Annotated in this window: 20 protein-coding genes and 1 tRNA gene; 10 read left to right on the top strand and 11 right to left on the bottom strand. The window is 35.5% G+C overall.

All coding sequences use genetic code 11. The annotated features are described in order from the left end of the window. Window positions 1-1003 precede the first annotated feature (1003 nt). From thrS to ACFFU9_RS09655, 5 genes are all read left to right on the top strand, one after another. On the top strand, window positions 1004-2938 hold the full coding sequence (gene thrS, locus ACFFU9_RS09675) for a threonine--tRNA ligase (protein WP_379861225.1): 1935 nt from the start codon (window positions 1004-1006) through the stop codon (window positions 2936-2938). A gap of 29 nt (window positions 2939-2967) precedes the next feature. Next, window positions 2968-3513: a translation initiation factor IF-3 gene (gene infC / locus ACFFU9_RS09670; protein ID WP_379861227.1), complete on the top strand. Its 546-nt coding sequence runs from the start codon at window positions 2968-2970 to the stop codon at window positions 3511-3513. Between the two features lie 109 nt (window positions 3514-3622). After that, window positions 3623-3820 (top strand): 50S ribosomal protein L35, encoded by a 198-nt coding sequence (rpmI, locus tag ACFFU9_RS09665; protein ID WP_100614413.1) that lies wholly within the window; start codon window positions 3623-3625, stop codon window positions 3818-3820. 149 nt (window positions 3821-3969) lie between these two features. After that, a complete protein-coding gene (gene rplT / locus ACFFU9_RS09660) occupies window positions 3970-4314 on the top strand; it encodes a 50S ribosomal protein L20 (RefSeq protein ID WP_379861224.1) in 345 nt (114 codons plus the stop codon). 301 nt (window positions 4315-4615) lie between these two features. Beyond that, a complete protein-coding gene (locus tag ACFFU9_RS09655) occupies window positions 4616-5431 on the top strand; it encodes an HAD family hydrolase (RefSeq protein ID WP_379861223.1) in 816 nt (271 codons plus the stop codon). 15 nt (window positions 5432-5446) lie between these two features. Here ACFFU9_RS09655 and ACFFU9_RS09650 read toward each other — a convergent pair whose 3' ends face one another. Beyond that, window positions 5447-5869: a secondary thiamine-phosphate synthase enzyme YjbQ gene (locus ACFFU9_RS09650; RefSeq protein WP_379861222.1), complete on the bottom strand. Its 423-nt coding sequence runs from the start codon at window positions 5867-5869 to the stop codon at window positions 5447-5449. 169 nt (window positions 5870-6038) lie between these two features. On the opposite strand from ACFFU9_RS09650, the gene ACFFU9_RS09645 reads away from it, so the two are divergent. Next, window positions 6039-6500 carry a hypothetical protein gene (locus ACFFU9_RS09645; RefSeq protein WP_379861221.1) on the top strand — a complete coding sequence of 154 codons (462 nt, stop codon included), beginning with the start codon at window positions 6039-6041 and terminating at the stop codon, window positions 6498-6500. A gap of 112 nt (window positions 6501-6612) precedes the next feature. Here ACFFU9_RS09645 and ACFFU9_RS16265 read toward each other — a convergent pair whose 3' ends face one another. Both ACFFU9_RS16265 and ACFFU9_RS09640 read right to left on the bottom strand, forming a co-directional pair. Beyond that, window positions 6613-6768, bottom strand: a complete 156-nt coding sequence (locus ACFFU9_RS16265; RefSeq protein WP_512699414.1) for a T9SS type A sorting domain-containing protein — start codon at window positions 6766-6768, stop codon at window positions 6613-6615. Between the two features lie 79 nt (window positions 6769-6847). Then, window positions 6848-7147 carry a hypothetical protein gene (locus tag ACFFU9_RS09640; protein ID WP_379861220.1) on the bottom strand — a complete coding sequence of 100 codons (300 nt, stop codon included), beginning with the start codon at window positions 7145-7147 and terminating at the stop codon, window positions 6848-6850. Window positions 7148-7527: 380 nt separating this feature from the next. On the opposite strand from ACFFU9_RS09640, the gene ACFFU9_RS09635 reads away from it, so the two are divergent. Together ACFFU9_RS09635 and ACFFU9_RS09630 are read left to right on the top strand one after the other, a co-directional pair. Next, window positions 7528-8169 (top strand): O-methyltransferase, encoded by a 642-nt coding sequence (locus ACFFU9_RS09635; protein WP_379861219.1) that lies wholly within the window; start codon window positions 7528-7530, stop codon window positions 8167-8169. Window positions 8170-8371: 202 nt separating this feature from the next. After that, a tRNA-Pro gene (locus tag ACFFU9_RS09630) sits at window positions 8372-8448 on the top strand. 311 nt (window positions 8449-8759) lie between these two features. Here ACFFU9_RS09630 and ACFFU9_RS09625 read toward each other — a convergent pair. The 3 genes from ACFFU9_RS09625 to mnmA are packed head-to-tail and all read right to left on the bottom strand — an operon-like array spanning window position 8760 to window position 12518. Next, window positions 8760-9692 (bottom strand): NAD(P)H-dependent flavin oxidoreductase, encoded by a 933-nt coding sequence (locus tag ACFFU9_RS09625; protein WP_379861218.1) that lies wholly within the window; start codon window positions 9690-9692, stop codon window positions 8760-8762. Continuing rightward, a complete protein-coding gene (locus ACFFU9_RS09620; protein WP_379861217.1) occupies window positions 9692-11308 on the bottom strand; it encodes a S8 family serine peptidase in 1617 nt (538 codons plus the stop codon). Before ACFFU9_RS09620 ends, ACFFU9_RS09625 begins: the two co-directional genes overlap by 1 nt. A gap of 22 nt (window positions 11309-11330) precedes the next feature. Continuing rightward, entirely contained in the window at window positions 11331-12518 is a 1188-nt protein-coding gene (gene mnmA / locus ACFFU9_RS09615) for a tRNA 2-thiouridine(34) synthase MnmA (protein WP_379861216.1), read from the bottom strand. 179 nt (window positions 12519-12697) lie between these two features. On the opposite strand from mnmA, the gene ACFFU9_RS09610 reads away from it, so the two are divergent. Next, window positions 12698-13669 (top strand): fasciclin domain-containing protein, encoded by a 972-nt coding sequence (locus ACFFU9_RS09610; protein WP_379861215.1) that lies wholly within the window; start codon window positions 12698-12700, stop codon window positions 13667-13669. Window positions 13670-13785: 116 nt separating this feature from the next. Here the strand turns inward: ACFFU9_RS09610 and ACFFU9_RS09605 are convergent, their stop codons facing one another. The 5 genes from ACFFU9_RS09605 to ACFFU9_RS09585 form a co-directional block, all read right to left on the bottom strand. Next, the gene (locus ACFFU9_RS09605; RefSeq protein WP_379861214.1) at window positions 13786-14466 is read right to left on the bottom strand and encodes a toxin-antitoxin system YwqK family antitoxin; all 681 of its coding nucleotides are present in this window, start codon (window positions 14464-14466) and stop codon (window positions 13786-13788) included. A 142-nt stretch (window positions 14467-14608) separates the two neighbouring features. Next, window positions 14609-16513, bottom strand: coding sequence for a membrane protein insertase YidC (yidC, locus tag ACFFU9_RS09600; RefSeq protein ID WP_379861213.1), 1905 nt, complete (start codon window positions 16511-16513; stop codon window positions 14609-14611). Between the two features lie 87 nt (window positions 16514-16600). Further along, window positions 16601-18241 carry a CTP synthase gene (pyrG, locus tag ACFFU9_RS09595; RefSeq protein ID WP_379861212.1) on the bottom strand — a complete coding sequence of 547 codons (1641 nt, stop codon included), beginning with the start codon at window positions 18239-18241 and terminating at the stop codon, window positions 16601-16603. 239 nt (window positions 18242-18480) lie between these two features. Beyond that, window positions 18481-19953 carry an IMP dehydrogenase gene (gene guaB / locus ACFFU9_RS09590; RefSeq protein ID WP_379861211.1) on the bottom strand — a complete coding sequence of 491 codons (1473 nt, stop codon included), beginning with the start codon at window positions 19951-19953 and terminating at the stop codon, window positions 18481-18483. A 146-nt stretch (window positions 19954-20099) separates the two neighbouring features. After that, window positions 20100-22862 (bottom strand): outer membrane beta-barrel protein, encoded by a 2763-nt coding sequence (locus ACFFU9_RS09585; RefSeq protein ID WP_379861210.1) that lies wholly within the window; start codon window positions 22860-22862, stop codon window positions 20100-20102. 529 nt (window positions 22863-23391) lie between these two features. On the opposite strand from ACFFU9_RS09585, the gene ACFFU9_RS09580 reads away from it, so the two are divergent. Further along, window positions 23392-23997, top strand: a complete 606-nt coding sequence (locus ACFFU9_RS09580) for a hypothetical protein (RefSeq protein ID WP_379861209.1) — start codon at window positions 23392-23394, stop codon at window positions 23995-23997. Window positions 23998-24186: the final 189 nt, after the last annotated feature.

Genomic DNA, 24186 nt, shown 5'->3' with positions numbered 1-24186 from the left:
GTAAAACACTTTTCATGAACTAAACAAAAAACGAACGTTGCCGTTTTAAGCGGCTGCAAATATACAGCCTTTTTTCAATCTACAATGCGTTATCCGGTTTTTTTAAAAAAAAGTTTCCCTTAAACCCTTAACACCTAAAATCTCTATGAACGTAACGCAATCGCAATTCTAAATATCCTTGCTTAGCGGGTGCAAATATAAAACCCTTTTTCTTCTTAAAGACCATCTTTTTAAACTTTTTTTTAGAAATTTTAAAATACTTTTTAACTCCATGTTAATCAGATATTTATATGATATTATTTTTTAAACACCCTTTGTTTTTACAACTATATTTAACCTAACAGTTTTTTTAGAGATGGTATAAATACAAAAAACAGGTATAGCCCCTACAATGCACTGACTTAATTGGCACATGTAACCAAAAGCTCTTATCTGCCTCTTACTACAATCTGCTTATACGTTTCATTGAGATATCCTTAACTTTAGCCAGACGCGAATACTTCTTAATACTTCGGCTTAATCTTTTTTACCCCACCCTCTTAGCCTCCATAGTGAAGATACATTATATATGTTTAGCACCCACGCCCCACACCACATTAGTATTATCCTTATATAGTACTACATTTTGAAATGATGGCTAACGGCACTGTTCTTTACATTAATAGAATTCGCTTAGAGCTGTTTCGCGTTAGGGATAGCAGTGGAAAGCCCACAGTGAGGCACGAACGCGGACTTGTAACGGATAGCCCGACCCGACCCTTAGGGAGGGGAACGCCATATTAAAACTTAAAATACATATAAAAACGTCACCCCAAAAAAAAAGCACTTCTATTTATAGGAACAGCCCCTAGGTTTAAGCATCAACTCTAATCTAACCCATTTTAAACAGGCCCGTGTTTAACAAAACGTTATTGATAACACGATTAAATAAAATAACAGAATCATAATATTGTATGTGTATCATTATACTATTATCTTTGGGGCCTCAATTAAAATTCTTTTAATGATAGATATTACTTTACCAGATGGCAGTGTTAAAACGTTTGAAAAAAACGTAACACCAATGGATGTAGCAAAAAGCATTAGCGAAGGCTTTGCTAGAAACGTGATTTCGGCAAACTTTAATGGTACAACCTTAGAAACCGCATCGCCTTTAACCACGGATGGCGACTTGATTTTATATACTTGGAACAATGACGAAGGCAAAACGGCTTTTTGGCACAGTTCGGCGCATGTATTGGCACAAGCTATAGAGGTGTTGTACCCTAATGCGAAATTAACCATCGGTCCTGCTATTGAAAACGGGTTTTATTATGATGTGGATTTTGGTGAACAAACCATTTCTGAAAAAGACTTTAAGGCTATTGAAAACAAAATGTTGGAAATTGCCAGAGGGAAACATGATTTTAATATGCGCCCTGTTACAAAGGCAGAAGCCTTATCCTTATATAAGGACAACCCTTTCAAAACAGAATTAATTGAAAACCTAGAGGATGGTACCATTACGTTTTGTGATCACGATACGTTTACAGACCTATGCCGTGGTGGACATATTCCGAATACAGGCATTATAAAAGCCGTTAAAGTATTAAGTGTTGCTGGTGCATACTGGCGCGGTAATGAAAAAAATCCGCAATTAACACGTGTATATGGTATCTCATTCCCGAAACAAAAGGATCTTACAGAGTATTTAGAAATGCTTGAAGAAGCTAAAAAGCGTGACCATAGAAAACTAGGGAAAGAGCTTGAGCTTTTTACATTTTCTAAAAAAGTGGGCCAAGGCTTGCCTTTATGGCTTCCTAAAGGTGCCGCTTTACGTGAGCGTTTAGAGAACTTTTTAAAAGCCGCACAGAAAAAAGCCGGTTACGAAATGGTTATAACCCCTCATATTGGCCAAAAGGAACTTTATGTAACTTCTGGACATTATGCTAAATATGGTGAAGATAGCTTCCAGCCGATAAAAACCCCGAAAGAGGATGAGGAGTTTTTATTAAAGCCCATGAACTGTCCGCACCATTGTGAAATTTATAATAGCTCGCAATGGTCTTACAAAGATTTACCAAAACGCTATGCCGAATTTGGCACCGTTTATAGATATGAGCAAAGTGGAGAACTGCACGGCTTAACTCGTGTTAGAGGTTTTACCCAAGATGATGCCCATTTGTTTTGTATGCCAGAACAATTGGATAAAGAATTTAAGGATGTGATTGATTTAGTCCTTTATGTATTTGGCTCCTTAGGGTTCGAGAACTTTACCGCACAGGTTTCTGTAAGGGATCCTGAAAACCCCGACAAATATATAGGGGATGTGAAAAACTGGGAAAAAGCAGAGCAAGCTATTATTAATGCCGCTACCGATAAAGGCCTCGATTTTGTTATTGAAACAGGGGAAGCCGCTTTTTATGGCCCTAAATTGGATTTTATGGTGAAAGATGCTTTGGGAAGACGTTGGCAACTTGGTACTATTCAAGTAGACTATAATTTACCCGAACGCTTTGATTTAACTTATAAAGGTAGTGATAATGAGTTGCACAGACCTGTAATGATCCATCGTGCCCCTTTTGGCAGTATGGAGCGTTTTATAGCCTTATTATTAGAACATACTGGTGGTAATTTTCCACTTTGGCTGATGCCAACACAGGTTATTATATTGTCAATTAGCGAAAAATTTGAAAAATATTCTGAAAAAGTTTTAAATTTGCTAGAAAATGACGAAATTCGCGCCCTTGTTGACCATAGAAATGAGACCATAGGAAAGAAAATCCGGGAAGCAGAAATGCAAAAACACCCCTATATGATTATCATAGGCGAACAAGAAGAGCAAGAAAACAAAATCACTGTGCGTCAACATGGTGGCAAAGATTTGGGGATGATTTCAGTAGAAGACTTCTCAATTATCATAAAAAATGAAATAAAAAAAACGTTGAAACCGTTTTAAAACTAAGTTTAACTTAAAAACATAACGCCATAGCAATTAGAAGAAGACAGCAACCCAGAAGGGTTTCACAAGAGGATAAACATAAGATTAACTCTAAGATTACAGCACAAAAAGTACGCCTTGTTGGAGACAATGTAGAAATTGGTATCTACACAAAAGGTGATGCTATGAGAATAGCTACCGAGCAAGAATTGGATCTTGTTGAGATTTCACCAAATGCTGACCCTCCTGTTTGTAAGGTTATGGATTATAAAAAGTTTCTTTATGAGCAAAAGAAACGTGACAAAGTTTTAAAATCTAAAGCAACCAAAGTAACAGTTAAGGAGATTCGTTTTGGGCCTCAAACAGATGACCATGATTACGAGTTTAAAAGAAAACATGCTGAGAAGTTCTTAAAAGAAGGAGCCAAACTTAAAGCTTTTGTTTTCTTTAAAGGCCGTTCGATTATATTTAAAGAACAAGGACAAATTTTATTATTAAGATTAGCCCAAGATTTGGAAGAGTTAGGAAAGGTGGAACAGATGCCTCGTTTAGAAGGTAAGCGTATGACCATGTTTCTTGCACCAAAGAAATAATTAAGATTCCATACATGCCGAAACAACACCATTTCGATATTTATTATCGAAATGGTGTTGAAACAGCAATAAAGATATTAAGCGAAATAATTAAAACTAGGAGAAGAAAATGCCAAAAATGAAAACAAAATCTAGTGCCAAAAAACGTTTTAAGTTAACAGGCACTGGTAAGATTAAAAGAAAACATGCTTTTAAGAGTCATATCTTAACAAAGAAATCTAAAAAGCGTAAGCTTGCGTTAACTCATGATACATTAGTTCATAAGTCGGACGAAAGCAATGTTAAATTGATGTTGCGTTTAAAGTAACATTTATATTTAACCGGTTAAAACTATTTATAAACCCTGGAGTTAGGCTGTTTAAATAAATTATATATCCGATAGTTATCGAGATTTAATTTATTTAAATATAAAAGTGTCGGCTATCGACCGCCTACTACAAAACACAATTAAAAATTATGCCAAGATCAGTAAATTCTGTAGCAAAGAGAGCCCGTAGAAAAAAGGTGCTTAAACAAGCTAAAGGCTACTTTGGAAGACGTAAAAACGTTTGGACAGTAGCAAAAAATGCAGTAGATAAAGCGATGCAGTACTCGTATAGAGACCGCAGAGTTAAAAAAAGAACATTCCGTGCTTTATGGATTACGCGTATAAACGCTGGAGCCAGAGAACATGGTTTATCTTATTCTCAATTTATGGGGAAATTAAAAGCTAATGACATTGAATTAAACCGTAAGGTTTTAGCAGATTTAGCTATGAACAACCCACAGGCCTTTAAAGCCGTAATCGAGAAAATAAAATAAGGCGTTTCGCCTATTGTAAATCATATTATTCGCTTAATAATAAATCCGGTTCGAAAGAATCGGATTTTTTTTGTTTAACTAATATTAACTTTAAAAAAATGACAATCCGATTTACTAGTATTACTTTTGCCAATTGATTTTAGATTAAGAATTCTAAACCATTTGATGCTGTTTTTTAGCAGATTTTTAATGGTCTAAAACAAAAACTCCGAACCTAAAGAAACATAAAAACCTAGAAAGCATATTTCAATAGTTTTGTAGTGTCTCGAATTCTGGATTTACCTTTTAAATAATATTGAACATGAATTTATCAAAAGTAAGATTAGTTGTTACCGATATGGATGGCACGTTATTAAACTCTAAACATGAAGTGAGCGCCAAATTTTTAAAGCTATTTAATAAAATGGCTGCGCATGATATTCTATTCGTAGCTGCGAGTGGACGGCCACGTTATAGCATTATTAAAAAATTGAGCACAATAAAAGACGACATTATTATTGTTTCAGAAAATGGTGGCCTTGTTTCCAATAAAACAGAAACCCTTTTATCTACACCTTTAAAGAAAGACAAGCTTTCAAACATTATAAGCTTGGTTAACTCTTTAGACCATGCACATCCCGTTTTTTGCGGAAAAAACCAAGCTTATGTTAAAAGCAGTTCTAAAGCCTTATTAAACCTCTTAACAGAATATTACCCTAATTATGAGTTTATTGATGATGCCCATGAGATAGATGAAGACATTTATAAGGTGGCTCTTTTTCATGAGGAGAGTTCAGAAAAATTTATCTATCCATTTATAAAACATTTAAAAACGGACTTTAAAGTAAAAACTTCTGCACGGCATTGGGTCGATATCTCAGATAACTTAGCCAATAAAGGACATGCTATTAAATTATTACAAGATACTTATAATATTTCTTCGGAAGAAACAATGGTGTTTGGCGATTACAATAATGATATAGAGATGTTAAAACTAGCGTATTTTAGTTATGCCATGAAAAATGCACATCCCGATGTAAAAGAGATTGCGCGCTTTGAAACTAAAACCAACGACGAATATGGTGTTGAGCATGTTTTGGAAATGTTGCTTATTGAAAAAGAAAAAGTGCAAGCCTGATAGCCTCTATCGCATTTATATCCCATAAGCGGTAATTACAAGGTTTCTGGCTCCACCTCTATTCCTGTGTTCACATAGATAAATACCTTGCCAAATACCCATGTTCAGTTTTCCATTGGTTATGGGTACCTGTACATTACTTCCAAGCAACGATGCTTTAATATGTGCAGGCATATCGTCAGAGCCTTCATAAATATGTTTAAAGTACTTGGCGTTTTCTGGAACCATAATATTAAAATGACTTTCGAAATCAGTTCTTACCGTATCGTCGGCATTTTCATTAATCGTTAAGCTTGCAGATGTATGCTTGATGAATGCCTGAAGCTGACCAACTTTTATTTGACGAATTTCTGGAATGGCCTCAGCAATCACATCTGTAATTAAATGAAATCCTCTGGTACGAGGCTTTAATTGTATTTCATTTTGAAAAAATACCATAGTGTTTTATTTAAAGAATAGTTAAGTTTTAAACTAAAGAACACGTTATGCTTTACAGAATAGCTCTCGTTTAAAGATATATCAAATTTAAATTAATTAGTATTTTAACGCAACCTTATCCCTACTTTTACATCTATATTATACCATATATTCTTAAAAAAAGTAATCCATGAAGCGAAACTATAGTGTACTATTTATGTGTATGTTTATACTTTCAAGCTGCTCACTAAATAATAATGACGACTTACAGCTTGCGCCCTTAGAAAAACAAACCTTCCAATGGCACTTAACCAATACCAAAGGCGGAATAGCTGGAGTGGATACGGATTATGAAATGGGAACTATTATATGGGTTTTTAATGTTAATGAAAATGGAGATGGCACTTTAATCGTGCAAAATAACAATACAGATGAAACCCTCCAAGATGGTTTAGATACCGGATCTTACAATATATCTATGCCTGTAAAAAACTCTAAATCTTATTTATTTTTAGAAACACATGAGTTTGGCGAAATTATTACGCCTACTCAGTCTGAGTTAATAATCGATCAAAACAAAATGATTAATGCCTCTGGGGCTGATGGATTTATTTATACTTTTAAAAGAACGATTATTGCAGGTGCTGAATAGTTTGTTTTTAGATGACTAAATCAAATCGTTCTAGAAAATGGCTTATAAAAAATAGCGCCTCTATTTTAATAAATCGCTATTTTATATTACGCTAATTAATGGTTTAAATACGTTAATTTTTTATTATTCTTTTTACATTTTCATTTCTATCAATGTGCATTTTTAGTAAATAAACACCAACTTTATAAGCCCAAAAATCCATATAAAAATGAGTACCGGTATGCAATTGTTTTAAAAGTAAACGTCCATTATGATTGCACACGGTTATTGTTATCTCTTGGGCTTATGGCACAAAAACAGATACACTTCCCTGCGTTGGATTTGGATAGATATGGATGTTGCTTAACCTATTTGCTTCTTCTAGTCTCAATAGCGTTTCTACTGTTACTATAATTTCCGCAGTTCACTTTCGCAACCATCATCATCATTAATACTTGAAACCAATAAAAAAAACTTACCCCTATTACGTACGTACCTAGTAAAGGGGATATAACAGGGCCAGTACCTCCTGTTTCAACCATATACCATAATAAATCTGTACCAATATTAAGAGCTGTTAAGGCTGTTGAGATTTCCTCAATGGTATAATTGACTGAAGTTGCAGATAGGTTTAATAAAATATATAATTGCAGGACATTTAGCACCAATTTTTAACCTTATTTAAAAAAGTCTATTTCTGTTCAAAAAAAACCTCCAAAAAAAAATAAGCTTGTATATTTAAAATAAAACTAATTTGAATGGAAATAATTTAGAGGAAACCTAACTACTATAAAAGTAAACGCATTTTGTTAAGGTTTTTTCGAGGAAGAGTTGTTTGTGAATTTTAATTAGTAATTTTAAGCTTTTATTATAGTCGATAACCGCGTGAGGGATTGTAGCGGCATCCTTTTTTGTTCTTAAAAACAAAAAAGATATAGCGGAAAGCCCGACCCTTGGGGCACGCCCAAAACAAAAAAATGGCTCAAAACGTGGAGGCTTTTTCTCGCCACCGTAAAAGGCATTAACAGATTAATTTAGAAAATTAAATATGCATTTTATACCAGAAAATTTAGATGATTATGTTGTGCAACACTCTGAAAATGAACCAGAATTATTGCAGCAATTGTCACGTGAAACATATCAAAAAATATTGCAGCCTCGTATGCTTAGTGGGCATTATCAAGGACGCATTTTAAGTATGATTTCTAAATTAGTAAATCCGAAAAACATATTGGAAATTGGAACTTACACAGGCTACTCTGCATTATGTTTAGCGGAGGGCATGCAACAGGATGGGGAATTGCATACCATTGATATTAATGAAGAGTTGATCGATTTTCAAAGAAAGTATTTTGACAAATCCAATTATGGAAATCAGATTTTTCAACATTTGGGAAATGCTTTGGAAATTATTCCGAAATTGGATAAATGCTTTGATTTGGTTTTTATTGATGCAGATAAAGAAAATTATCCCAATTACTTTAATTGTATTATCGATACAATGAACTCGGGTGGCATTATATTATCTGACAATGTGCTTTGGAGCGGGAAAGTATTAGAGCCTTTAAAGCCTCATGACCTTTCTACAAAAGCACTTTTAGAGTACAATATACTACTAAAAGAAGATCCCCGTATTGAAACAGTGATGTTACCTATTCGAGATGGATTGACCATTAGTAGAAAGTTCTAAACAACTTTCGAGAGCTACACCACGCCACATAATCATAATGAATACATTAAAAAACATTTCACCCCACTAAAAAACGATTTATTAAACACTTTCTATTACCGTTATTTACAAAAAAAGAATTCTTATTTAAAATTAAAGTTAAAGACCTATAAATATTTTTAAATTTTAACAAAAAAGGTTTACTTTGCGGCTCATTAATAATCGGGATGTAGCGCAGTCCGGTAGCGTACACGGCTGGGGGCCGTGTGGTCGCAGGTTCAAATCCTGTCATCCCGACCATTTAGTATATCAATCCCTATCAAAAACCTGTTAATCGCATGATTAGTAGGTTTTTGCGTTTTTAAGACTATCAAATGAATTGATTTAGGGTTAAGGAATATTATGGAGAAACTATATAAACCATGTCGATCATTTAATTAATTTATAAAGAATGCATTTGACATCTCATAATTCTCTAAACATCGTTCTACACAGTTTAATTTTAGGATTGAACGATTCTGCGAAAGTATGCACCTATGTTAATTAAAATAAGTTGTGTAAAGTAATTATATAATCTTGAGATGATGCTGAACGCTTGATTTATGAGTTTTCTAAATAGTTCTCTTAGCATCTTCAAACTCATCCATTATATCAGAAATAATTTTAGATACTGGTTTTATATCGTTAATCAGTCCTGAAACTTGGCCAATCTCCAATTCACCATTCTCTAAATCGCCTTCAAACATGCCTTTTTTAGCACGTCCCTTCCCTAATAATGCTCTTATTTCTTCGGTAGTTGCCGCGTTTTTATACAGCTTCTGAATGGCATTATAAAAATCATTTTTAATAAGTCTAACGGGAGCCAATTCTTTAAGTGTTAACTGGGTATCTCCTTCTTTAGAATCTACAACCAGTTGTTTAAATGCTTGATGTGCGGACGACTCTTCACTAGCCACAAACCTACTCCCGATTTGAACACCATCTGCTCCCAAAATCATGGCTGCAAGCATGCCTCGCCCTGTAGCTATTCCTCCCGCTGCAATTAGCGGTATTTTTATATATTCTTTCACCATCGGAATGAGAGTAAACGTAGTCGTTTCATCCCGTCCATTATGTCCTCCGGCCTCAAAACCCTCAGCTACCACTGCATCTACACCAGCCTCTTCAGCTTTTTTAGCAAACGCCACACTACTTACAACATGTACCACGGTAATCCCTTTCTCTTTAAGCCATGAGGTCCAGGTTTTTGGATTTCCAGCAGAAGTAAACACAATTTTTACGTTTTCTTCCACAATAATATTCATGATATTTTGAATATCTGGGTATAGCAACGGTACATTTACACCAAAAGCCTTATGTGTTGCCTTTTTACATTTTTTTATATGTTCTCTCAAAACTTCTGGATGCATCGAGCCTGCCCCAATAAGCCCTAAAATACCTGAATTACTCGCTGCAGATGCCAAACGCCAACCGCTGTTCCAAACCATACCCGCTTGAATGATGGGATATTTAATTTCTAACAATGTGGTAATGCTATTCTCCATTAGTTTTTTAAAATCTTAATTGTTTTCGATTTGGTTTTTGATTCTACTCTAGCCAAGTACATGCCAGGCGATAAAAATGTTAAATCTATAGGATTGTTTTCTAATGACATTATAATATTAAGCACCTCACGCCCAAAAACATCATAAAGCTTCAATCTATGGCTATCGATGTTGGTTGTCAGGCTAAAGTAGAGCTGGCTCGAAGTTGGATTAGGAAATAATTTCAAGTTATCATTTTCTTTTTCTATAATTTCAGTATACAGCACCTTACTAACTACCGCTTGTAAATCTGGGATACCATACCCTAAATTAAAGTCTGGAGACCCAAACTGTGAAGCAGACTCGCGAACCAATTGCATAATTTCTACATTCGTTTTATTAGGCATGGCCTGCCATAAACATACCAAGCCCCCAGCCATAATTGGGGCACTATATGATGTGCCATTCCCTGTCCTAATAGTATCATCTCCATTAATTAAATAACTAGCTTGGCCCTGCGCTACTACATCTGGCTTCCAGGTGGCTTGCGAAGCACTGCCCCTTGAGCTAAAATTCGCCAAATTCCCTTTAGCATCCACGGCACCAACCGTAAAAACACCAGCGGCATCAGCAGGCGCAGCTACAATTCCCCAAGAATTATTCCCTTCGTTACCTGCGGCATTTACGAGAAGCATCCCTTTTTCAAAAGCAATATTGGCTCCTTTTGTAATAAATGCCGTATTCCCATCCATATTCTCAGGCGTGTAGCTATAACGTGTATCGTCATAAAGGGTATATCCCAAAGAGGTATTGATCACATCAACACCCAAACTATCGGCGCGCTCTGCTGCTTCTACCCAATAGCTTTCTTCTACTGGATTTTCTATAGTGGTATCCTCTGTAATGAATAAATAGTACGCTGCATCTGGTGCTGTACCAACAAACTCCCCTGGTATGTATCCTGCCATATGGCTCAATACATGCGTACCGTGATTACTTTTAGTATAAACCCCTACTTTTCTATCCACAAAATCGTAAGTCCCTATAATGTTTTTGGCAGTTCTCGATCTTTCAAAAGAAGACATAGAATCTACATTTGAAAAACCGGCATCCATAATAGCAACAGTCATGCCCGAGCCTGTATAGTTTAAAAGATGTAAAGCATCGCCATTAAACATTTTTATTTGGTTAAAGGCATCTCCATAATCCAATACCGTTTGGGTATTTTCCAATTTAACCTTATCCTTATCCCTTATTTGAGCATTTTTACTGGCAGTAGTATTTCTTGCTGCAAACGCTATCCTATTTACGAAACTTAAAGAGGACAAAGCTTGAATGTCACTTTGACGTCCTCTAACATGTACTGCATTAAACCATTTGGATTTTGCCATAACTGAAATCCCCGTAATCTTCTTTATTTGATCGATGTAATTTTGATTTACAGGTACATCCCTAACATCTATAAGGATACGGTGTCTTTTTTTTCTTTGGATGGCTTTTTCAGACAGTATACTAATAGGGTTTTCTATAGAAGTTGCTACCTTGTCTTTATCTGTAAAATAAAGCCAAGCATCATCAAGTTGGGCAAATCCCATAGTATGAAAAACAATAAAAAACACGAGTATTTTATTCTTCATAAAGCAATAAGTTAAAACATTATTACGAAATCACCCCAGAACCTATAAGCTCATCTTTTATATACCATGCCACGAATTGTCCTTCGGCCATAGCAGATTGAAAGGCTTCGAATGCCACATACAAGCCTGTTTCAACTTTATGCAAGGTTGCTTTTTGCAATGGCTGTCGGTAACGTATTCGAGCTTGCACCTCCATAGTTTCTCCTAAATGAAGCGATAAATCTTCGCGTACCCAATGCAGTTCGTCATTAGCAATAAATAAAGCTTTTTTTAACAAGCCAGGATGGTCTTTGCCTTCTCCTGTATATATGATATTGTCATCAACATTAGTATCTATAATGAATAAAGGTTCCACATGCCCTCCAACACCTAAACCTCTACGCTGCCCTTTGGTATAATAATGGGCACCTTGATGCTTTCCGATTATTTTACCTGCTTCCAGCTGATACTCTGTTTTTTTGGATAAAAAATGGAGTTTATCTTCCTCCGTCTTAAAATTAGGGATTTCCGTCTTATAAAGATCACTTTCCTTAGAAATCTCTACAATGAAACCTTCTTTAGGTTTTAATTGCTGTTGTAGAAAATCCGGTAATTTCACTTTACCAATAAAACATAGCCCTTGAGAGTCTTTTTTTTCAGCAGTTATTAAGTCCAACTTTGTGGCTATGTCCCGTACTTCAGGTTTTGTAAGCGCTCCAATGGGGAACAGGGATTTCTTCAATTGAGATTGAGACAACTGACATAAAAAATAAGACTGGTCTTTATTCGCATCCACCCCAGCTAATAACTGGTAGTGGGTTTTACCGTTTTTTTCAATACGTCCCTTTCTACAATAATGTCCAGTTGCCACGAAATCTGCACCTAAATTTAACGCTATTTTCATGAAAACATCAAATTTTATTTCCCTATTACAAAGCACATCGGGATTTGGCGTTCTACCTTTTTCATATTCATGGAACATATAATCTACAATTCGAGACTTATACTCTTCACTTAAATCTACAGTTTGAAAAGGAATTCCCAGTTTATCAGCAACCAGCATTGCATCATTACTATCCTCTAACCATGGGCATTCATCAGAAATGGTAACGGAGTCGTCATGCCAGTTTTTCATAAACAAACCTATCACCTCATACCCTTGCTCCTTTAATAGATAAGCTGCAACACTTGAATCCACACCTCCTGAAAGTCCAATAACTACTCTTTTCATTATAAAAAATTAGGATACAAAGATACGTATAATTAGAGTGTTTATGTAATAGGTCTTTTCGTTAAAATAGTATTAATGCCTTTTTTGTTTATTATTTTCTAAAATTAACTAAACAAAACAAACTATTATTGTTTAATTATTATATATATTTGTTAAACAACAAATAAAACTTAAAACATATGAAAAATTTAAATTATTTAAAAACTCTAGCCATGGCATTTGTTGGTTTGCTTTTTGTTACAGCATGCGACAATGATGACGACCACACACCTCCTCCTACATCATTAAATATTGTAGAAACTGCTCAGTCCGCAGGCTTAAACATACTCGTTCAAGCTGCAATTAAGGCTAATTTAGATGCCGCCCTTGTTGCTGAAGGAAATAAAACTGTTTTAGCACCTACAGATGCTGCATTTACAGCATTTTTAACAGATAACGGGTTTAGTTCTTTATCTGAAGTACCTACTGCGGTTTTAAAACAAATTCTATTGAACCATATTATTGATGGAACAAACATTACATCTAAAGATTTAATTGGTAAAACCGGTTACGCTAATACTTTAGCAGAGGGTCCAAACTCTAATAAATTAAGTATTTATTATGACGGAGGAAACAATAGTGTTATCTTTAATGGGAGTTCAAAAGTACAAACCGCAGATATCATGGCCTCAAATGGCATTGTACATGTTGTTGACAAAGTAATAGCTTTACCTACCATTGCTACATTTGCTACTACAAACCCGGCACTATCCACTTTAGTTGATGCCTTAGCTTATGCAGACTCTGGCGAACCAACAGTGCCTTACATAGCTACTGTGTCCGACGCTAATACAGGACCTTTTACAGTTTTCGCTCCTACTAATGGCGCCTTTGATTTATTGTTGGAAGAGTTAAATGTAACAGCACTTTCAGAAATTCCAACTTCTACAGTAGATGCCGTATTATTACAGCACATTGTTAATGCCAATGTACCATCTAATAATTTACAAACAGGAAACATAACCACTTTGGGCGGAGCTATAACAGCAAATGCAACAGATTTCACATTAACCGATACGAATGCTAGAGTAAGCAATATTGTAACTACTTTAGTAGATATTCAAGCTACAAATGGTGTGGTGCATGTTATTGATAAAGTATTACTTCCTTAATTCTAAAAATTAAAAGGATAAATAGCACGACAAGCTAATTTTTCATGAATGGCTTATCGTAATTAAAAAAGACTGTCTAAAAAGGCAGTCTTTTTAGTATCAAGTTAATTGATACTTTAGTTTTCAGTAAAGTTTTTTTCTTCTATTAGAGTTTTATTTTCGTAATACTTCCATATACCATGCTTTTTTCCATTATTATAAAAACCTTCTATAATAAGCTCGCCTTTAGGGTTGAAAATCTTAGACGCACCATGCAAAGTATCATTTTCATAAATAAACGTTTTAAGCACTACATTTTTTTCAGAAAACCATTGGGATAGTCCTTCGCGTTTTCCATTTTTATAGTGTTGCTTTTCTGCTATTTGACCGTTTGGATAATAGACAAAACGTTCTCCTTCCAATTTGCCCACATCATTATAATGTTCTAGAATAAGTAATGCATTTGAGTTTTTCTGATAGTATTTCCAAGTAGACACATACCGTTTCCCATCCATCAGCCCTTCGCTAATAAGTTTTCCCGTAGACGAAAGAAACCGCACCTCTGCTTTATTATTCTTTTCATTAAACTGTTTAGTGGCAGTTAAAACCGCTTTATTGCCTATATTTTTATAAAACTTAAAAAGTCCGATTTCTTTTCCATGAGAAAAAGCTCCTTCATACCTCAAAACATTGGAATCGTCAAAATTTTTTTTCCAAATACCATGGCGTTTCCCTTGAGCATCAAATTGATTAATGTCTTGAGAAAAAGCAAAACTCCCAAAGAGTAAGAAACATAAAAGAACATGTTTTGTTTTCATATAAGAATAATTATAGTGTTGTTTTCGAAATCATGTTTAATAACGGTTGAGTTTTAAATTTCTTATAAAAAAAAACTGCCAAAATTACGTTGACAGCTTTTTAGATCTATAAGCGCCAATATTATTGACACCTTTTATTCCATTATTTCTTTTTCTTTTGTTGCATTTGTTTCTGCTTTTCAGCTTGCTCCATCATTTCCGCCATTTTCTTTTGGAAACGACTTTCCTTTTTAGGCGCTTTTTTCTTTACTTGAATTTGCGCATGGATTTTCTCTTCATCCAAAATATAATGTTTGATTACCAATATAATACCAATACTAATAAGATTGGAGATGAAATAATACAAACTTAATCCCGATGCATAATTATTAAAGAAAAACAACATCATTATAGGAGAGAAATACATCATATATTTCATCATTTTTGCCATATCTGGCATCCCTTCTTGTTGCGGTTGCGAAGCCATATTCTGCCCAGTAGTCAATTTCATATAAAAGAAAATAGCGATAGAGGCCAATATGGGGAACAAACTTACGTGATCGCCATAAAACGGAATACGGAAAGGCAGTTCTGCAATAGTATCATACGAGGATAGGTCTTCTACCCAAAGGAAGCTTTTTTGACGTAAATCGAACGCTGATGGGAAGAATTGAAATAACGCATAAAACACGGGCAATTGGATCAATGCCGGTAAACAACCCGATAACGGACTGGCACCTGCTTTAGTTTGCAATGCCATGGTTTCTTGTTGCGCTTTCATTTTATTGTCCTTATGCTTCTCACGAATGGCATCCAATTCTGGTTTCAGGATTTTTAATTTTGCTTGCGATAAAAACTGCTTGTATTGCACAAAAGACAAGAGCAGTTTTATTAAGATGGTCATGACAATAATGGCGATACCATAAGGCATAAAGCCACCTAGAAAGGCAAATAAAGGGATGAAAATAAATTTATTTATCCAACCAAAAATTCCCCAACCCAGCGGTACAATTTCATCTAAATTTCTATCGTATTTATTTAATATCTTAAAATCACTTGGACCATAATACCAATCTAAGGTTTTATTAATCTCGCCACCAGCAAGTTCTATAGGCAGTTTTACTGCAAACATTTTGGTATAAACCGTATCGATTTCTTCATCTTGGACTAAATTTTTAGATTCAAGCGAAGCCGTTTTAAATGGTGTATCTGCCAATAAAATAGACGTAAAGAAATGTTGTTTAAAAGCCACGTAGGTTAAATCTTTAGCCGTATCGTCGGTAGCTTCTTGTTGTCCTAAATAATCGTCCTTACCGCCTTCATATTCAAAAACCATCTCGGTATATCTGTTTTCATAGGAAATACTTTTTGCGTTTCTATAGGTTTTAAGTTTCCAATCTAGATTTATCTCGTGAGAATTATTGATAACATCGCTCAAGCCTTGAGAACGGATACTAAAGCCCATCATATAATCGTCTTGCTTAAGCTCATAACGATATTCCAAGAATTTACTTTCAGACACTTTTAATTTCATAGAAACCACAGTGATATCGCCGTTTTTGGTTACCGTGGGTTGAAAATGTAAATCTTTGGTATTTAAAATACGGCTATCGGTAGTTCCAAAATTAATATTGAAATCTGCATTACCTTCTTTAATAATATAAATAGGCTTATTGTTAAAGTTGGTAAACTCTTTAAGTTTTACTTCAGATAAATAGCCTCCTTTAGCGCTAAATTTTAATGCCAATAGGTCGGTTTCCACTAAAGTTTCTGCATCTTTTTCAGAAACCAACGTTGAAGAATATGCGAACGCACCAAACTTATTTTTTAACTGTATTAGTTGCAACGAGTCTGAAGAAGCCCCTACTGCATAATCTTGAGCACTGGTTACAAGTATATCTTTTTGCTCGTTTACGTTCTGTTCTTTAACAAGCTGTTCTTGTTTTGCTTTTTCTTGCGCCTCCAACTCCTCGGGAGTAGGTTGATTTTGCCAAAGCATATACATTAAAATTCCAAAAATAAGGGCAAAGCCCAATATCGAATTTATGTCTAATTTTTTTTCTTCCATCTTTTAGTTTTAGACCCAAAAGGTTATAAAAAACCCTGTAGTCCTTTTAGTGTATAAAGGTTTTTCTAGTCAAAAATGTATCCACAATTAGTTTTGTGACACACTGGCACTTTTATTTTTCTTTTTATATTGTAATGCCGCGTTTACAAAAGCCACAAATAATGGATGTGGATTTATAACAGTGCTTTTGTACTCGGGGTGATATTGTACGCCAACAAACCAAGGGTGACTGGGCACTTCAACAACTTCAACCAGTTTTGTGTCTGGATTACATCCTGTTGCAACCATACCTGCAGCCTCTAATTCATCTTTATACGCACTATTAAATTCATAACGGTGCCTGTGCCGCTCTTTAATAACATCTGTATTATATACTTTATGCATTAGGCTACCCGGCTTCAATTCACAGGCCCAAGATCCAAGTCGCATGGTTCCTCCTTTATCGGTAATGGACTTTTGGTCTTCCATCAAATCTATTACAGGATTGGCAGTAACCGAGTTCATTTCTGTAGAGTTAGCATCTTTTATGCCCAACACGTTACGTGCAAACTCAATAACAGCCATTTGCATACCTAAACATATGCCTAAAAACGGAATATTATTTTCCCTTACAAATTTAACAGCAGTAATTTTACCTTCTATACCACGCTCTCCAAAGCCTGGCGCTACTAACACAGCATCCAGATGACCCAGTTTTAGCTTAATATTATCTTCGTTTAAGTATTCTGAATGAACGGATTCCACATTTACTTTTACGCTGTTTTCTGCACCCGCATGTATAAACGATTCTAAAATAGACTTATAAGAATCTTGTAGTTCCACATATTTACCAACCAAACCAATCGTTACTTCATGTGATGGGTTTTTATGGCGTTTTACAAATGTATTCCAAGCCGTAATATCAGGAACCGAACTATTGAGAGCTAGTTTTTTAAGAACTACTTTATCCAAACCTTCATTAAGCATTAGGTTTGGAACATCATAAATAGTAGATGCATCGATGGACTGGATAACGGCCTCTTCCCTAACATTGCAAAACAAGGCTAACTTTTTCCGTAAATCTTTTGGAAGATAATGTTCTGTTCTACAAACCAGAATATCGGCTTGTACCCCGCTCTCCATTAATGTTTTTACACTATGCTGTGTGGGTTTTGTTTTTAATTCGCCGGCAGCAGATAGGTAAGGCACTAAAGTTAAATGGATTACAATACCATTATTATCTCCTAAATCCCAACGCAGCTGGCGTACTGCCTCAATATATGGTAAGGACTCAATATCGCCTACTGTACCTCCTATTTCGGTAATTATAATATCATACTCTCCTGAATTCCCTAAAATCTGGATACGCCTTTTTATTTCATTTGTAATATGTGGCACAACCTGAACGGTTTTTCCTAAAAACTCTCCGCGGCGTTCTTTTTCAATAACACTTTGATAAATACGTCCTGTAGTAACATTATTGGCCTGACTGGTATTTACGTTTAAAAAACGTTCGTAGTGGCCTAGGTCCAAATCCGTTTCTGCACCATCTTCCGTTACATAGCATTCGCCATGCTCGTAAGGATTTAAAGTTCCTGGATCGACATTAATATAAGGGTCTAATTTTTGAATGGTCACTCGGTAACCTTGAGCTTGCAAGAGTTTTGCAAGAGAGGCTGCAATAATTCCTTTTCCTAGTGATGATGTAACCCCACCGGTTACAAATATGTATTTTGTTGTAGTTGTCATGTTGCGCTTATAAACGCAGGCAAATTTACAAAATTAAAATAGTTATTGAGGAATTGTTTATAGTTATTTAAAAGCATTTATTTTTTAACCCCCATCATACGGATTACCTTACAGTAATACCTGGTATCGAAGCCAAATAACACTCTCCTTTTTAAAAACTATGAGAAGGTTTTAAATAAAAAACCCATAACAAAATCTTTTGATTTGCTATGGGCTTTATAATTTATAGGATTTTAAAATTATCTTGAATAATTAGGAGATTCATTGGTAATCGTTACATCATGAGGATGACTCTCGTTAATACCACTTGATGTGATTTTAACAAACTGCCCTGTTTCTTTTAAGGCTTCAATATCTTTTGCGCCACAATAGCCCATCCCAGCACGTAATCCGCCAATAAATTGGTGAATGCTTTCAAACAACTCCCCTTTATATGGTACACGGCCTACAATACCTTCTGGTACTAATTTTTTAATATCGTCTTCTACATCTTGGAAATAACGATCTTTACTACCTTGTTTCATGGCTTCAACAGACCCCATACCTCGGTAAGACTTAAATTTCCGACCTTCATAAATAATGGTTTCCCCTGGAGATTCTTTTGTTCCCGCTAAAAGCGAGCCTAACATAACGGTATCTGCTCCTGCAGCAATGGCTTTGGGGATGTCTCCGGTATAACGAATACCTCCATCTGCAATTACCGGAACACCACTACCTTTTATTGCCGCTGCCACCTCTAATACAGCAGAAAACTGTGGAAAACCAACACCTGCCACAACTCGAGTTGTACAGATAGACCCTGGGCCTATTCCTACTTTTACCGCATCTGCACCAGCATCTACTAAATATTTAGCGGCGGCACCCGTTGCTATGTTTCCAACCACCACATCCAGATTTGGAAACTTTGCTTTTATCTCTTTTAAAACCAAAACAACGCCCTTGGTGTGCCCATGTGCCGTATCGATAACAATGGCATCTACACCCGCATTAACCAAAGCTTCTGTTCTCATTACTGCATCTGCAGTAACACCAATAGCTGCTGCTACACGCAAACGGCCAAATTGATCTTTATTGGCATTGGGTTTCTGACTTAACTTTGTAATATCTCTAAAGGTTATTAAACCAGACAATTTGTAGTTATCATCTACAATAAGCAGTTTTTCAATTTTATGTTCTTGAAGTATAAGTTCTGCTTCACCTAAAGAAGTACCAACTCCAGCTGTTACTAAGTTTTCCTTAGTCATAACTTCTGTAATCTGTTTTTTGTTTTCATGCTCAAAACGCAAATCACGATTGGTTACAATCCCCTTCAAAATACCGTTTTCATCCACAATGGGTATTCCACCAATACTATATTCTGACATATACTTTTTGGCGTCCTTAACATTTGCTGTAAGCGGTAAGGTTACTGGATCCATTATCATGCCACTTTCGGCCCGCTTAACTCTTCTAACTTTTAAGGCTTGATCCTCTATTGTCATGTTTTTATGCAGAACCCCAATACCACCTTCTTGTGCCATGGCAATAGCCATTTTACTTTCTGTAACAGTATCCATCGCTGCCGAAATAATAGGGACATTGATAGTTATATTACGTGTAAATTTAGTTTGGATATTCACTTCTCTAGGAAGAACTTCTGAGAAAGCTGGAACTAAAAGGACGTCGTCGTAAGTTAGTCCTTCTCCTATTATTTTGTTTTGATGTGCGATCATTGTGCAATTACGTTATAATTGCGTGCAAATATACAATATATTTAGGAAAATATAATATTATTTATTATCGTTTTTACAATAAAGCTTTTCAAAATAAGGCATGAGCGCCTCATTTGCATATTCGCAGTGTAGGAAACACAAAAACACTACCGCCCTCTTGAACCGCCACCTCTAGCGCCTCTACCTCCCCTTGAACCACCATCTCTCATGTTCATTTTTTGACCCGCAAAACTTCCGAATTTATAGGTGAAATTCAACATAAAATATTGTTCTAATATCTTATTTTCAACATCTTGAACATAGGTTTCGGTAACTGTTCTTCTATAACCATTGTTTTTCCCAAGCATATCGTAGCCTACTAAGGTTAACGTCGCCTTATTGTCCCACAACTCTATCCCTAAGCCTGCATTCCAGAACACCGCATTGCCATCAAACATATCACCCACCCTACTATTATAGCGGTAAGAGACCTTATTGGAAAGAAAAACATTTTTCAAGAAAAAAATTGAAGTATCAAAATCTAAATTCTGAACAAAGTAATCATTATCACTAAACACATTAGTATCAAAAACACTTTTATTAATAGAATAGCGGTATGTAGCACTAAAGTCGAACTTATTATCATAAGAATACCTAAAAGATAGGGACGGTGCTATGGTTGTGGTTTTTGCTGTAAATTCAATAGCATTTTGAATGGAAAGAGCGTTATTATAGCCACCATTTAAACGTGCATTAATATTAATATTTGTCTTTTTATTGTAAAAAGATTTCGAAACAGCAACATTTCCTAAAAATGAATAATCGCCATTAATATTTTCATAGGTGGTACGCTTGTTTAAATCTTCATCTGTAATAGTGGCGTTAATTATTTTATCTTGTACAAATTGAGCTCTTGCATTTCCAGTAATATTGATATTATGAAATGCTAAATTGTTTTGATATTCAAACCGAACATTATGACTAACTTCAGGTTCTAGAAAGGGGTTCCCAATACGTATATGTGTAATATTCCCAACATCTTCAACGGGCTGCAATTGATTTACGGAAGGCAGATCAACACTTTGGTAATAGTTTAAATTAATATTTTTATAACCATTTTTATCGCGATATCGCACTCTTGCAGAGTAGGTAGCGTACTCAAAGTCCGTTCTAAAATCTCGTGCTTCCACTAATTTATCGGTATAATTTCGATACGTATTGGTATAGGCACCTTCAATTTCGAAACGAAAATCTCGATACTCGTATCTCAGTCTTAAAGCCGGTTTTACAGTAGTTGTTGCATATTTGCTATCTGAACTTAAAAGGGTATTAAACGCATTGAATGCATTAGCACTCTCATCAAAATCGTAAATATACTTTCCATTTGTTTGAGAATTAATACTGGCCGTATACCTAGGAATAACTCTAAAATTAGGAAACAGTTCTTTACTCCACATAGCATTAAAATTAATTTTACTACTATTATTTTCCGTATCGCTTATTTGATTTTGAACAATAGTCTCATTTTTTTTATAAAGCACGTTTTCAGAATAGTTTTCACTTTCTGTATTGCCCTTATCAAAATCAGTCCCTAATTTTATATTTAAATAATCTCTTCCTTTTCCAGTGATAGTAGTCACACTAAACTCATTTTTGATACTATAATTTGTAGACCTAGATTGATTTAATGCATGATAATTACTTATCAAATCTCCATCAATAGATTTTGAAAGCTGATCTGTTAAAGACCCTGATTCTGTATTAAAGCTATTAAAATCTGTTTCATTAGACAATTGGACCCTTTGATTGGAAGGTTTGTTCTTAGGTTTAATTATAAATTTTAAATCTGCACCTGCTTGATGTGCATCAGAATCATTAAAACTAGTTGTTTCTGAGTCTGTGATATAATTTAAATTAGGCAAAAAATTCTCTCTATGACTTTTCTGTGCCTTATCTGTGCTTTGTGAACTATATCTGTAATTTCCATTTATCCGGGTTTCATTCCATTGTCCTTTTGAATAATTGGCACCGATAAAATCAGACTCAATATAACCGTTACTAGTATCGGTATCGGGCAGTGCATTAAACCCCTTAGACATATTGATGTTATTGGTACCTGCTATAAAACCTAGTTGCTTGCCATCTATTAATTGAAAAACATTCGCATTGCCCTGATATTTGTTATCTGTACCATAGCCGCCCTTAACATCTCCAAAAGTGGCCCTATTTTTTCCTTTTTTAATTTTAAGGTTTAATTCTTTAGTTCCAGAATCTGATTCTTCGCCAGTAAATTTCTGCATATCGGTTTTAAAATCGGTAATTTGAACTTTACTAACCACATTACTCGGAAGGTTTTTTAAGGCGATATCTCCCTTTTTCTCTCCAAAAAACCGCATGCCGTCCACATTAACGGCTTCTATTTCAATTCCATTATACGTTATATTCCCTTCTAAATCTATCTCTATTCCAGGTAATTTTTTTAATAAATCTTCAGCTTTATCATTAGGTAGCGTTTTAAAACTATCTGCATTGTATTCTATGGTGTCTTTCTTAATAAGCACTGGGGGCGCCTTGCCTATAATAGATATTATATTAAGTTCTTCTACTTGATCATCTAACACTACGACACCCATATCTAATTTGTCTCCATTGGGCACATCAATATCTTGTAAATAAGGTTTATAACCTAAATAAGCAATATTAAAAATGGCTTTAGAATCATTTTCGGTATTAACGCGTATGGAAAATTCGCCATTCTTATTTGTTATTCCATAAGCCATTGGGATGCTATCGCTAATGCTTTGGATATAAACCGTAGCACCTTCCAATACAGTTTTACTTTGATCTTTAACAAGACCTTCAATTGTGAATTTTTGAGCAAATAACGTTGTAGAAATCAGGAAAATTGATAAAAAGCAGAAAGTTTTCAAGACTGTTGGTTTTAGTTTGATTCAACAGTTTAGACCCAAAGCTGCATTAATAGTTTAATCCCATACTGTTAAAAAAAACTAAAAATGTAGAAATATCAAAGAAAGTAAGTGACTCAAAGTCTCCCAGCATCTAGCTGTTACAGCGCAAACACTTTGCATCAATATTTGACGTTTGTATTCCATCTAATCCAGAAATTCTATGATTCCTTATTAAATCACAACTATGGGAATAATGTACTAAGCGATTCTCCAAACCTGTTGTACGTAGTAAGCCAATTGAAACAGCGGTACCGCCAAGATTACCTGAATCAGGCGAATTTCCGTCTACCGCAATAGCAATTCTACCATCTGTTGGGTTTATGGTTTGTGCATTTTAGTACATGACAAAAAACAATTTAACCGCTAAAATTTATTAAAATAAGATGGAAGAAACTAGTACAAAATACTAACAATCAATACACTAAAGACAAAACCACCAAGTAATGCCTCTAAAAAAAATACCAGTCTAAGTAACGAAGATACGGAATTATTGACACTGTTCAAGGCCCATTTCGGGGACTTTCTAAACCTGGCCAGGATCCGCCTGGTCTGCCATTTCATAACGGCCCTGTGCAAGATAAAGTCGGTCAATTATTCCAAGCTGTCGGCCGGTTTTGGCACCAGGGCCAATGCTTCAAGCAATTATAGGCGGATCCAGCGCTTTATGTCCGATGCGGCATTGTCCATGGAATGGGTGGCCAAATTGATTTTTGCCCTGTTGCCCGAGAAGGGACCTCTTGTTTTGGTGATGGACCGCACCAACTGGAAGCTTGGGGAGGGCAACATCAATATATTGATGCTTGGGGTCTGTTACAGGAACGTGGCCTTTCCACTGATGTTCCGTATGTTGGACAAGCGGGGGAACTCCAATACGGGCGAGCGCATTGCACTGGTGAAGGATTTTATAGCGTGGTTTGGCCGGGAGCGCATCGACTGCCTGTTGGCCGATCGGGAGTTTGTGGGAGAGGATTGGTTGGGTTTCCTGAACCGGGAAAATATCAGGTACCATATCAGGATCCGCAACAACTTTAAGGTGTTTTCCCCAAGGAAACAGGCACAGGTCAAGGCCTGGCACCTGTTCAACCCATACAGGTAAACACTTAACAGCCCGCGCGATCAAGCCTATTGTCAAATATCAGCACATATTTAAAACAACCTATTTATATGGCAGTTATTCTCCAATAAACGGAAACAGTTTTGTCTGGGAAATCAATGGAGTAGATACTACTGTTTTCGAAGCCTATTTAGAGAACTTCTCAAAATATAAACCTCAAGAATTTAAAAT

The organism is Mariniflexile ostreae (genome assembly GCF_042427585.1).
GTDB classification, from domain to species: Bacteria; Bacteroidota; Bacteroidia; order Flavobacteriales; family Flavobacteriaceae; genus Pseudalgibacter; species Pseudalgibacter ostreae.
The sequence above is the reverse complement of the archived record's forward strand: the minus strand, read 5'-3'. Positions and strand labels throughout refer to the sequence as shown.

Coding starts and splice junctions, on each gene's coding strand:
- thrS (WP_379861225.1), top strand. CDS start 1,004: ATGATAGATATTACTTTACCAGATGGCAGTGTTAAAACGTTTGAAAAA.
- rpmI (WP_100614413.1), top strand. CDS start 3,623: ATGCCAAAAATGAAAACAAAATCTAGTGCCAAAAAACGTTTTAAGTTA.
- rplT (WP_379861224.1), top strand. CDS start 3,970: ATGCCAAGATCAGTAAATTCTGTAGCAAAGAGAGCCCGTAGAAAAAAG.
- ACFFU9_RS09655 (WP_379861223.1), top strand. CDS start 4,616: ATGAATTTATCAAAAGTAAGATTAGTTGTTACCGATATGGATGGCACG.
- ACFFU9_RS09650 (WP_379861222.1), bottom strand. CDS start 5,869: ATGGTATTTTTTCAAAATGAAATACAATTAAAGCCTCGTACCAGAGGA.
- ACFFU9_RS09645 (WP_379861221.1), top strand. CDS start 6,039: ATGAAGCGAAACTATAGTGTACTATTTATGTGTATGTTTATACTTTCA.
- ACFFU9_RS09635 (WP_379861219.1), top strand. CDS start 7,528: ATGCATTTTATACCAGAAAATTTAGATGATTATGTTGTGCAACACTCT.
- ACFFU9_RS09625 (WP_379861218.1), bottom strand. CDS start 9,692: ATGGAGAATAGCATTACCACATTGTTAGAAATTAAATATCCCATCATT.
- ACFFU9_RS09620 (WP_379861217.1), bottom strand. CDS start 11,308: ATGAAGAATAAAATACTCGTGTTTTTTATTGTTTTTCATACTATGGGA.
- mnmA (WP_379861216.1), bottom strand. CDS start 12,518: ATGAAAAGAGTAGTTATTGGACTTTCAGGAGGTGTGGATTCAAGTGTT.
- ACFFU9_RS09610 (WP_379861215.1), top strand. CDS start 12,698: ATGAAAAATTTAAATTATTTAAAAACTCTAGCCATGGCATTTGTTGGT.
- ACFFU9_RS09605 (WP_379861214.1), bottom strand. CDS start 14,466: ATGAAAACAAAACATGTTCTTTTATGTTTCTTACTCTTTGGGAGTTTT.
- yidC (WP_379861213.1), bottom strand. CDS start 16,513: ATGGAAGAAAAAAAATTAGACATAAATTCGATATTGGGCTTTGCCCTT.
- pyrG (WP_379861212.1), bottom strand. CDS start 18,241: ATGACAACTACAACAAAATACATATTTGTAACCGGTGGGGTTACATCA.
- guaB (WP_379861211.1), bottom strand. CDS start 19,953: ATGATCGCACATCAAAACAAAATAATAGGAGAAGGACTAACTTACGAC.